This is a genomic window from Streptomyces mesophilus (assembly GCF_011044995.1).
In the GTDB taxonomy this organism is placed as follows: Bacteria; Actinomycetota; Actinomycetes; order Streptomycetales; family Streptomycetaceae; genus Streptomyces; species Streptomyces mesophilus.
The window spans coordinates 1-10,612 of the sequence record NZ_JAAKZW010000262.1 but is presented as its reverse complement, the minus strand read 5'-3'; the positions used below and the strand labels follow the sequence as shown (position 1 = coordinate 10,612).

Genomic DNA, 10,612 nt, shown 5'->3' with positions numbered 1-10,612 from the left:
GGCACCGTTCCCGTGAAGGGTTGCCGTCTCCGACGGGGGCGCCCGTGTAACTGGCACCCCTCCCCGTCCCTTCCGCCGGTTCCGCGGCTGCGGGCCGGTGGGGGATCCGCCCAGACGTCACGCTGCTGCGGGTGGGTGGGGGATCTGCCCAGACGTCACGCGGCTGCGGGCCGGTGAGGGTGTGCGTCGCATCCGCGCCCCGCGCGACGGCGGGCCCTGGCCCCCTACTCCCCGCGAGCACCGCGCTGTGAACGCCACACCAGGAACAGGGCCGAGGCGACCGCCGCCCCCCGCACCACCCAAGGCCAGGTCTCCGAGACCGCCTGGCCCATCGCCTCGTCCGCGACCGGCTCGCCCCAGCGGCCCTCGACGCGGCCCCACAGCCACACCATCCCGGACGCGAGGGCGAGCCCCGGCACCCAAAGGACCGCGAGCTTCGCCTCGTTCGGGGTGAGGCGGCGCGAGGCGTACGCGATGCCCCACCCCGCCACCAGCGGAATGATGCTGCCCATCACCGCACCCACCACGAGCAGCACGGCGGCGATCAGGAGCAGCGGATTGCTGAAGCTCAGCGAGCGTTCGGCCGGCGCACGCCGCAGCCGGGGCAGGCGGCGCCGGACGGGCACCTCGACGATGTCGTCGGCCTCGTCGTCTTCCTCGTCCTCCACCGGAACGGGGACCTTCTTCAGCCGTTCCTCCACCTTCGGAGGCGGCTTCAGTATTTCCGGGATCTCGATTCCGCCCGTGAAGCCGGGCACGCTGTCCGACGGCCCGAACGGGGTCGTGTCCACCCGCCACCAGTCCGGCTCCGAACCGCTCGGCCCCAACTCGTCCTCGCCCGCGAGATGCGGCGGCGAGGCGACGGGCCGCTGCGGTGCGTCGGCCTCCTCGGGCTCACGGGGGCGGGGGAGCGTCTTGCGCAGGCCGGGCCGACGCCCCGTACCGGACTCGTCGGACGCCGGGGGCGAGCCGCCGGCCGGCGCCGTTCGCCCGCCGAAGCGCCGTATGCGCGTCCGCTGGCTCGGCAACTCCACGTCCGGCGGCAGGTCGAGTCCCTCGCCGGCCGCCGCCTTGTCCACCAGATCCTCGGGTGCGCCGATCCGGTCGAGCATCCGGCGTACCGACGCGGGGGACTCGCCGCCGATGGCCCGGCCCCGCCGCTTCTCGATCTCCGCGCGCAACTCGGTGACCAGGCGCATCCGGGCGTTGGAGGACAGCTGTCGCTGCTGGGCCAGGTCGCCGACCCGGCTCAGATAGTCGAAGACGAGCTGATCGCTCTCGATCGCCACCGAACACCCCTGTCGCCACTCCCCGGAACCGCCGCTCTCCGGAACCCGCCGCCTTCCGGAACCGGGCACTCCACTTAGGGGCCCAAGTCCCTTCCGGATCCGCCCTCTTGCCGCGATCCGGAGCTTCGACGGTACCGCGCGGTAAGCGCGGGCGCGGCCAAGTGTCAGGCGGACGCGGCGTTCAGGACGGTCTCGGCCGCGGCGGTGCGCGCGTAGAGGACGGAGCGCCCCGCGCGATGCGTGCTGACCAGGCCGGCGTCGCGCAGGGCGGTGAGGCACTGGGAGACCCCGGCCGGTGACAGACCGGTGCGCAGGGCCAGCTGTGTCGTGGAGGCCGGGGCCTCCAACTCGGTCAGGAGCAGGGCCCGCGAGCGGCCGAACACCGCGGCGAGCGCATCCGCCCGGGTGGCGCGCCGCGCCTGCCACAACGTGCCGACGCCGCGCGCCGGATAGGAGATCTGCGGCGGATCGGGCCATGTGACGCGGGTGTGCAGCCTGGGCCCGGTGAACACCGAGGGGATCAACAGCAGCCCGTTGCCCGCCGTCTCGCGGGTCAGCGGCTGCTTGCGGCCGGCGAGCCGCAGCTCTCCGGGACTCCAAGTCAGCGAAGGATGCAGGGCGTTGAAGAGGTGGCTCGCGCCGTGCTCGGCGACCGTACGGGCCCGGTGGAAGACGTCGGCGTCGAGGACGGCCCGGATCCTCGCCCAGTACGGGGCCAACGCCAGCTCCCAGTACGCCTCGAGCTCGTCCGTGACTTTCGCGAGGCGGGCCTCGGGATCGGCGTACAGGAGGCGAAGGCGGGGGCCGAGTCCGCCCTGGTGACGGGCCAGATGGTCCAGGTCCGCGCGTACCCGCTCGGCGGACGAGGCCCGTATCGCCGCCCACTCCGTCTCCGGGGCGGGACAGGGCCCGGTCGGGGCGGGGTTGAGGAAGTCGGGGACGTAACCGGTGGGCGGAATCAGCTCGCCGAGCCAGCCGCGATGCAGCCCGGCGGCCTCCAGGCGCGGCCGCACCTGTTCGGCCCAGGAGCGGTGCAGCGGATGTGCCGCGCCGGAGCGCAGCAGCCGGAAGCCGGGCGTCACCTCCCACATCGGCGAGACGGCGAACCGCACCTGCGCCAGATCACTCGCCGAGAACGCCAGCTCTGCCAAGAGGACCGCCCGTCCGCGGGTTCTCGAAGATCCCGATCGATCAGAAGATCCCGATCGATTAAGGGATACATGAATCAATGGCGGCCCAGCCTACGGGGCGGACACCATCCCGCCATGACCTCACCCACGATCGACGCCGCGGCAGCGGGTACCTGGAAGCTCGGCGACCTCACGGTCAACCGGATCGGCTTCGGCACGATGCGCCTGGCCCAGACCGGCGCGGCGTTCGCACCCGGCGCGGCCCCGCGTGACCGCGACCAGGCGCTCGCCGTGCTGCGCCGCGCGGTGGAGCTCGGCGTGAACCACCTGGACACCGCCGCTTTCTACTTCTCCTCCCTGCGCAGCGCCAACGAGTTGATCAACCGGGCGCTCGCCCCCTACCCCGACGGCCTCGTCATCGCCACCAAGGTCGGCCCGGGCCGCGACCCCTCGGGCCGGTGGCTGCCGCACGCCACTCCCGAACAGCTCCGCGGCCAGGTCGAGGAGAACCTGCGCCAGCTCGGCCGCGACCACCTCGATGTGGTGAACCTCCGTATCGTCGGCACCGACTCGATCGCCGAACGCTTCGGCGCACTCGCCGAGTTGCGCGAGGCCGGCCTCATCCGGCACCTGGGCCTGTCCAACATCCACCGGCACCAGCTCGCCGAGGCGCAGGCCATCGCGCCCGTGGTCTGTGTGCAGAACATGTACGGCATCGGCGCCTCACCGCAGGAGAGGGAGCTGGTGGATCTCTGCGGTGAACAGGGCATCGCCTTCGTGCCGTTCTACTCGATCGCCGGCAGCGCCCGCGAGGCCGGAGCGAGCGTCGCCGACAGCGGCGAGTCCGGAGCCAGTGCCGCCGACAGCGGCGAGGTGCACGCCGTCGCCCGCGCCCGGCAGGTGAGCGCGGCACAGATCCGGCTGGCGTGGACCCTTCACCAAGGCGCCCACGTCCTCGCCATCCCCGGCACCGGCGATCCGGACCACCTCGCCGAGAACGTGGCCGCCGGCTCCCTGCGGTTGTCCGGGGACGAACTCGCCGCGCTGGACTCCGTGGACCGGTGAGGTCCAGGGACCGGTCCGGCGCAGGGGGATTGTTCACGGGTCCTCAGGGCGGCGAGCACGGCCCGAGCCGCCCCGTACCCACTACCGTGGGTCGGATGAGTACCGAGAGCACGGCCGGCGCCACCCCGCGGACCCTGGCCGAAGAGCTGAGGCAGCGCGACGACGCGTCGCTCGGCGCCTTGCTGCGGGCGCGCGCCGACCTGCTCAATCCGGTGCCCAACGACCTGACCCAGCTCGCGACCCGGGCCGGCACCCGTGCCTCGGTCGTCCGGGCCCTGGAGCGGCTCGACACGTTCGCGCTGCAGACCGCCGAAGCACTGGCGGTCGCACCGGATCCGGCCACGTACGACCAGCTCAAGGCGCTGCTCACGGGGGACGGGGAGCGCCACGCGGACATCGAGAGCGCGCTGCCCGTGGCCCTGGGGACCCTGCGCGAACAGGCCGTCGTGTGGGGCGGCGACGACCGCCTCCGCCTGGTGCGCACCGCCCGTGAGCTGCTCGTGCCGAGCCCCGGCCACCCCTCGCCGACCGGTCTCGGTCCGACCGTCGGCGAGACGACGGCGGGGATGTCGCCGGGCCGGGTGCAGCAGCTGCTCACGGCGGCAGGTCTGCCGGCGACCCACGATCCGGTGTCGGCGGTCAGGGCTCTCACGGATCTCTTCCACGACCGTACGAGGATGAGCGCGCTGCTCGACGAAGCTCCCGTCGAGGCCCTCGAAGTCCTCGGCCGGCTGACGTGGGGGCCGCCGTACGGGCAGGTCACCGCACAGCCCGCGGCCCATGTGCGCTGGCTGCTCGACCGGGGACTGCTGCTGCCCACCGCGCCCGGCACGGTCGTACTGCCGCGTGAGGCGGCGCTGCATCTGCGCGGCGGGCGCGCGCACCGCGAGCCGAGGCCGCTGCCGCCGCCGGTCGAGGCGGCGTCGACGCACAGCGGCCGGGTGGTCGACGCGACGGCGGCCGGGCAGGCGTACACGGCGCTCGCCACCGTCGAGGAGCTGCTCAAGGACTGGGACGAGGGCGGTCCGACGGTGCTGCGGGCCGGCGGTCTGAGCGTGCGCGACCTCAAGCGCACCGCGGTCGCCCTCGACGTATCCGAACCCGTCGCGGCGTTCTGGGTCGAACTCGCCTACGCGGCGGGCCTGGTGGCCTCCGACGGAGCGGCGGACGAGCGGTACGCGGCGACCCCCGCGTACGACGCGTGGCTGGAGCGGCCCGCCGTCGAGCGCTGGAGCGTGCTGGCATCGGCCTGGCTGGTGGCGACCCGCACCGCCGGTGTGGCGGGCTCGCGGGACTCCAAGGACCGGGTCCTTTCCGTCCTCGGCCCGCATCTGGACCGCTCGGCCGCCCCCGAGGTGCGCCGCCGGGTCCTCGACCTGCTCGCCGCGCTGCCGGAGGGCGGGGCGCCGACGCAGGCGGCCATCCTGGAACGGCTGCGGTGGGAGCGCCCGTTGCGGGGCGCCGCGGGCGAGGGCGATCTGCGCTCACGGCTCGCCCAATGGACGCTCACCGAGGCCGAGTTGCTGGGCGTCACGGGACGGGGCGCGCTCTCCTCGCACGGCCGTGCGCTGCTCGCCGAGGACCCCTCCCTCGTCCAGGCCGGGCTCGCGCCGCTGCTGCCCGACCCGCTCGACCACGTCCTGCTCCAGGCCGACCTGACCGCCGTGGCCCCCGGCCCGCTCGAGCGCCCGCTCGCCGACATGCTCAGCGTGCTCGCGGACGTGGAGTCCAAGGGCGGCGCGACGGTCTACCGGTTCACGGCGGGTTCGGTCCGCCGTGCGCTCGACGCGGGCAAGTCCGCCTCCGACCTCCAGGCCTTCCTCACGGCCCACAGTCGTACGCCGGTCCCGCAGCCGCTCTCGTATCTGATCGACGATGTGGCCCGTAAACACGGCCACTTGAGGATCGGCGCCGCCTCCGCCTACGTCCGCTGCGACGACGAGTCCGTACTCGGCGAGATCCTCGCCGACAAACGCTCCCAGGGCCTCAGACTCCGCCGCCTGTCCCCCACGGTCCTCGCCGCGCAGGCGGACCCGGGCACGCTGCTCGAAGGCCTGCGCTCGATGGGTTTCGCACCGGCCGCCGAATCGGCCGACGGCGACGTCCTGATCACCCGCGCCCACTCCCACCGCACCCCGCCCCGCACGGCACCCGACCCTGTCCCGGACGGCCCTCCGTCCCCGGACGCCACGCTGCTCGGCGCGGCGGTACGGGCGATCCGCGCGGGGGACACCGCCTCGACGACCCCGCGCAAGACGGCCCCGGCCGCGGCGGACAACGGCCAACTCCCGCGTACGACAGCGGCGGAGACGCTGGCCACGATGCAGGCGGCGGTGATGACGGGTGACGCCCTGTGGATCGGCTACGTGAACGCGGAGGGCGCCGCGAGCCAGCGCGTGATCGCCCCGGTCCGCGTCGAGGGCGGCTTCGTGACGGGCTACGACCACACGGCGGACGAGGTCCGCACGTATCCACTGCACCGCATCACCGGGGTGGCGGAGCTGGCGGAGGACTGAGCCCCGGTCCTACGCCGCCTTCCAGGGCGCCCCCGGCACCACCAGCGGTGACCCCGTCACCGGGTCCGGGACGATCACGCAGTCCAGGCCGAAGACCTCGCGTACGAGCGAGGCCGTGACGACCTCCGACGGAGGGCCCGCGGCGACCACCCTGCCCGCCTTCATGGCCACCAGGTGGTCGGCGTAGCGGGCGGCCTGGTTGAGGTCGTGCAGGACGACCACGACCGTGCGGCCCTTGTCGTGGTTCAACTGGCGGACCAGGTCCAGGACTTCCACCTGGTGGGAGATGTCCAGATACGTGGTCGGCTCGTCGAGGAGCAGCAGCTCCGTCTCCTGGGCGAGCGCCATCGCGATCCACACCCGCTGGCGCTGGCCGCCGGAGAGCTCGTCCACGGAGCGTTCCGCGAGGTCGGCGACGTCGGTGCGGGCCATCGCCTCCGACACGGCCCGCTCGTCCTCGTCGGACCACTGCTGCCACCAGTGCTGATGCGGCTGGCGGCCGCGCGAGACCAGGTCGGCGACCGTGATCGCCTCGGGAGCGACCGGCGTCTGCGGAAGCAGGCCGATCTGCTGGGCGATGCGCTTGGTGGGCAGCTTCGCCAGCTCCGCGCCGTCCAGGAGCACCGAGCCCGACTTGGGCTTCAGAAGCCGCCCGAGGGCCCGCAGCGTCGTCGACTTGCCGCAGGCGTTCGGTCCGACGATCACCGTGACCTCGCCGTCGGGGACCGCGAGGTCGAGCTCCTCGACGACCGTACGGTCCTCGTAGGCGAGGGTGAGCGCCTGGGTGCTGAGCCGGCTCACGAGGTTCCTCCACAAGCGTTCAGGGCGGTCACGACGTTCCTCCGACGCTACGGCTGCGGATGATCAGCCAGATCAGGTACGGGGCACCGACCGCCGCGGTCAGGACGCCCACGGGCAGTTCGGTCGGCGAGAAGAGCCGGCGCGCGAGCAGATCCGCGAGGACCACGATCACCGCGCCCGTCAACGCGCTGCTCAGCAGCGGGATCTGCGCGGTACGGGTCATCCGGCGGGCGATCTGCGGAGCGAGCAGCGCTACGAAGTCCACCGGCCCCGCGGCCCCCGTCGCCACCGCCGCGAGCACCACTCCGAGCGCGACCAGACCAAGCCGTACGCGTCCCAGACGAACCCCCAGAGCGGTCGCCGTGTCGTCGTCGAGCGAGACCGTGCGCTGGGCCCGCGCGGCCCACGCGAGCGCCGGGACGAGCACCAGCAGGATCGGTGCGAGCACCTCCGCCTCGGGCCAGCCGCGGCCGTTGAGGGAGCCCGTCATCCAGATCTGCGCCTGCTGGGCGACCAGATAGTCGCCCTTCGTCATGAAGAGCGTGGTGATCGAGCGCAGCGCGATCGCGAAGCCGATGCCGATGAGGACGAAGCGGGTCGCGTGCAGCCCGCCCCGCCACGCGAAGAGATAGACGAGCGCGGCGGCCAGCAGCCCACCGGCCACCGACAGATACGGCAGCACGCTGTACGAGGTGATGCCCAGCGTCATCGAGGCCACGGTGAGCGCGCTTGCGCCCTGGCTGATCCCGATCACGTCGGGGCTCGCGAGCGGATTGCGCGCGACGGTCTGGATCAGCGCGCCCGCGACGCCGAAGGCCAGGCCCACGAGCAGGCCCACGACGAGCCGTGGCAACCGCAGCTCCTCGACGACCAGTTCGTCCGGCGAGGACCGGCCGAGCAGCACCTTCACCACCTCGGCAGGAGAGACGAAGGCCTCACCGACACAGAGGTACGCGACACAGGACGCGGCCAGGAGCACGAGCAGCACCGACGCGACGGCGACCGCACGCCGGTGCACCAGGAAGCGGGCATGGCCGGCCCGCAGCACGCTGTAGCCCGCGGGACGCACCGCCACAGAGGCCGGCACACGGTCCTTGACCGTACTCACGCAGCCACCGTCTTCCGCCGCACGAGCGCCACCAGGAACGGCACCCCGATCAACGCGGTCATCACACCCGCCGGCACCTCCGACGGCGGGAAGACCACCCGCCCGATCACATCCGACACAAGCAGCATCACGGGCCCGATCAGCGCCGCCATCGGCAGCACCCAGCGATGGTCCGAGCCCACGACCGCCCGGGCGATATGCGGCACCGCGAGCCCGATGAACGCGATCGGCCCGGCCGCCGCGACCCCGACCCCGGTCAGCACGGTCGCCCCGACCCCGCCGACGATCCGTACCGTCGCGACCCGCTGCCCGAGCCCCTTGGCGACGTCCTCGCCGAGCGCGAGCGCGTCCAGACCGCGGGCCACCGAGAAGACGAGCACCACGCCGACGAGCAGGAACGGCCACACTTGACCGACCACATCCGAGCCGCGCCCCGCGATCGACCCGACCTGCCAGAACCGGAACTCGTCGAGCGCCGACGCCTTGGTGGTGAGCACCGCCATCGTCACCGACACCAGCAGCGCGTTGATCGCCGCACCCCCGAGCGCCAGCTTCACCGGCGTCGCGCCCCCGCGCCCGCTGGACGCGATCGCGTACACGGCGACCGAGGCGATCCCGGCGCCCGCGAACGCGAACCAGACATATCCGGTGAGCGTGTGGATCCCCGCGTACGCGATGGCGATCACCACCGCGACCGAGGCGCCCTGACTGATCCCGAGGATCCCGGGGTCGGCGATCGGATTGCGCGTGATGCCCTGAAGCGCGGTGCCGGCCAGGGCGAGCGCGGCGCCCACCATCAGGCCGATCATCGTGCGCGGCACCCGCAACTCCCGTACGACCTCGGCGGCGTCGCTGTGCCCGCCGTTGAAGAGCGCGTCGATGACGGCGGACGGGGCGATCGGCCGGGCACCGACGGCGAGCGAGAGCAGCACGGCGAGCAGCAGGGCGACGAGCGCCGCCCCGGTCAGGGCGAGACGTCTGACCGCGAACGTGCGGTGCGCCGTGGAGGCGGGGGCGGCGGTCGGCATCGGACCCTTTTCTGCGGTACGGGCGTGATGCCGCGTGATCGTCGGAGCTCAGGTTGCCCTAAGTCTAGGACCGGGGCCCGGGCCATCCGCCTCTGCCGTCATCGCAGCCGTCCGTCCACACTGGTCACATGATCTCGAACGCGCCTCACAAGACCCTGACCGTCGGCTTCGACCTCGACATGACCCTGATCGACTCCCGGCCCGGGATCAAGGCCTGCTATGAGGCGCTCTCCGCCGAGACGGGCGTACCCATCGACGCCGATCTCGCGGTCACCCGGCTCGGTCCGCCCCTCGACCAGGAGCTGGCGCACTGGTTCCCGGCGGACGAGATCCCCGCGGTCGCCGATCGCTACCGTGAGATGTACCCCACATACGCCATCGCCCCGACCCCCGCGATGCCGGGCGCCCGTGAGGCCGTCGCCGCGGTCCGCGCCGCCGGCGGCCGCGCGATCGTCGTCACGGCCAAGCACGAGCCCAACGCCAAGCTCCACCTCGAGCACCTCGGCATCGAACCGGACGCGGTGATCGGCTGGCTCTGGGCGGAGGCCAAGGCCGAGGCGCTCAAGGAGTACGGCGCCTCGGTGTACGTGGGCGACCACCTGGGCGACGTCCGGGGTGCGCGCACGGCGGGCGCGCTGTCGGTGGCCGTGCCGACGGGACCGTGCTCGGCGGACGAGCTGCGCGCCGAGGGCGCCGACGTGGTGCTCGACGACCTGACCGCGTTCCCGGCCTGGCTGGCGTCCTACTCGGCGACCGCGCGCGCCTGACGACGCTGCACCGCGATCGATTTCAGGACACCCGCACCGGCGATCGCGAACCCCACGCCCATCAGCATGCAGACGGCATACGCGACCGGCGGGAACGGATCCGTACCCAGGAACAAGGGGGCGACTGTGGCCAAAGTGGCCACCGTCCCGATGAGGAAGACGATGGCACCGATGCGTACGAGCCGGTCGCCGGGCCCGGAAGGTGTGTTGCTCACCCGACCAGGGTAGTTCCCTGCGGACAGGGGCCGTCGGGTGCTGCGTAAAGCAGGGTTGTCAGGCGCGCGGTTGCCCATAGTCTTGGTGTCGGCGGGTCACACGGCCCGCCGCAGTGCTATCCGGATCCGTTTCATGCGGGCGAGAGTAAGAGGACGAGGGCGGACAGGCATGCCTACCGGCAAGGTCAAGTGGTTCAACAGCGAGAAGGGCTTCGGCTTCCTCTCCCGCGATGACGGCGGCGACGTCTTCGTTCACTCTTCCGTGCTGCCTGCCGGAGTCGACGCCCTGAAGCCCGGCCAGCGCGTGGAGTTCGGCGTGGTCGCCGGACAGCGCGGTGACCAGGCCCTTTCCGTGACCCTGCTCGACCCGACACCATCGGTCGCCGCGGCCACCCGCCGCAAGCCCGATGAGCTCGCGTCGATCGTGCAGGATCTGACGACGCTGCTCGAGAACGTCACGCAGCAGCTGGAGCGCGGCCGTTACCCCGACAAGGCGCACGGCGGGAAGATCGCCGGGATGCTGCGGGCGGTGGCGGACCAGCTGGACGTCTGAGACGTACGACGAGCTAGACGAGTAGTTCCGATTTCGGGGTTCTCAGACGAGGGGAGGGTGTCCAACATCGGGTTGTGACGACCGATTTAGACACCCTCTTGACGGCACTGTACGTGCATGTCGATGACCGTTTGAAGACC

At 72.6% G+C, this 10,612-nt stretch carries 10 protein-coding genes; 4 read left to right on the top strand and 6 right to left on the bottom strand.

Features of this window, described 5'->3' with window-relative positions; genetic code table 11:
* Window positions 1–224 precede the first annotated feature (224 nt).
* A complete protein-coding gene (locus G6045_RS35485) occupies window positions 225–1,289 on the bottom strand; it encodes a hypothetical protein (RefSeq protein WP_165336329.1) in 1,065 nt (354 codons plus the stop codon).
* 164 nt (window positions 1,290–1,453) lie between these two features.
* Window positions 1,454–2,431, bottom strand: a complete 978-nt coding sequence (locus tag G6045_RS35480) for an ArsR/SmtB family transcription factor (protein ID WP_165336331.1) — start codon at window positions 2,429–2,431, stop codon at window positions 1,454–1,456.
* 123 nt (window positions 2,432–2,554) lie between these two features.
* On the opposite strand from G6045_RS35480, the gene G6045_RS35475 reads away from it, so the two are divergent.
* Together G6045_RS35475 and G6045_RS35470 are read left to right on the top strand one after the other, a co-directional pair.
* Window positions 2,555–3,484 (top strand): aldo/keto reductase, encoded by a 930-nt coding sequence (locus tag G6045_RS35475; protein WP_165336328.1) that lies wholly within the window; start codon window positions 2,555–2,557, stop codon window positions 3,482–3,484.
* A 95-nt stretch (window positions 3,485–3,579) separates the two neighbouring features.
* A complete protein-coding gene (locus tag G6045_RS35470) occupies window positions 3,580–6,000 on the top strand; it encodes a helicase-associated domain-containing protein (RefSeq protein WP_165336327.1) in 2,421 nt (806 codons plus the stop codon).
* 9 nt (window positions 6,001–6,009) lie between these two features.
* On the opposite strand, the gene G6045_RS35465 is transcribed toward G6045_RS35470, so the two are convergent.
* From G6045_RS35465 to G6045_RS35455, 3 genes are read right to left on the bottom strand one after another with little or no spacing between them, the layout of a single operon-like run.
* A complete protein-coding gene (locus G6045_RS35465) occupies window positions 6,010–6,801 on the bottom strand; it encodes an ABC transporter ATP-binding protein (RefSeq protein ID WP_165336326.1) in 792 nt (263 codons plus the stop codon).
* A gap of 28 nt (window positions 6,802–6,829) precedes the next feature.
* On the bottom strand, window positions 6,830–7,909 hold the full coding sequence (locus G6045_RS35460) for a FecCD family ABC transporter permease (protein WP_328708021.1): 1,080 nt from the start codon (window positions 7,907–7,909) through the stop codon (window positions 6,830–6,832).
* Complete coding sequence (locus tag G6045_RS35455; protein WP_165336325.1) at window positions 7,906–8,937, bottom strand: FecCD family ABC transporter permease; 1,032 nt, start codon at window positions 8,935–8,937, stop codon at window positions 7,906–7,908. Before G6045_RS35455 ends, G6045_RS35460 begins: the two co-directional genes overlap by 4 nt.
* Before the next feature lie 128 nt (window positions 8,938–9,065).
* Here G6045_RS35455 and G6045_RS35450 point away from each other — a divergent pair, with 128 nt between their 5' ends.
* On the top strand, window positions 9,066–9,704 hold the full coding sequence (locus G6045_RS35450; RefSeq protein ID WP_165336324.1) for an HAD family hydrolase: 639 nt from the start codon (window positions 9,066–9,068) through the stop codon (window positions 9,702–9,704).
* Here the strand turns inward: G6045_RS35450 and G6045_RS35445 are convergent.
* A complete protein-coding gene (locus tag G6045_RS35445; RefSeq protein WP_165336323.1) occupies window positions 9,680–9,919 on the bottom strand; it encodes a hypothetical protein in 240 nt (79 codons plus the stop codon). The genes G6045_RS35450 and G6045_RS35445 overlap by 25 nt on opposite strands.
* A gap of 169 nt (window positions 9,920–10,088) precedes the next feature.
* Here G6045_RS35445 and G6045_RS42250 point away from each other — a divergent pair, with 169 nt between their 5' ends.
* Window positions 10,089–10,472, top strand: coding sequence for a cold-shock protein (locus tag G6045_RS42250; protein WP_165336322.1), 384 nt, complete (start codon window positions 10,089–10,091; stop codon window positions 10,470–10,472).
* Window positions 10,473–10,612 lie beyond the last annotated feature (140 nt).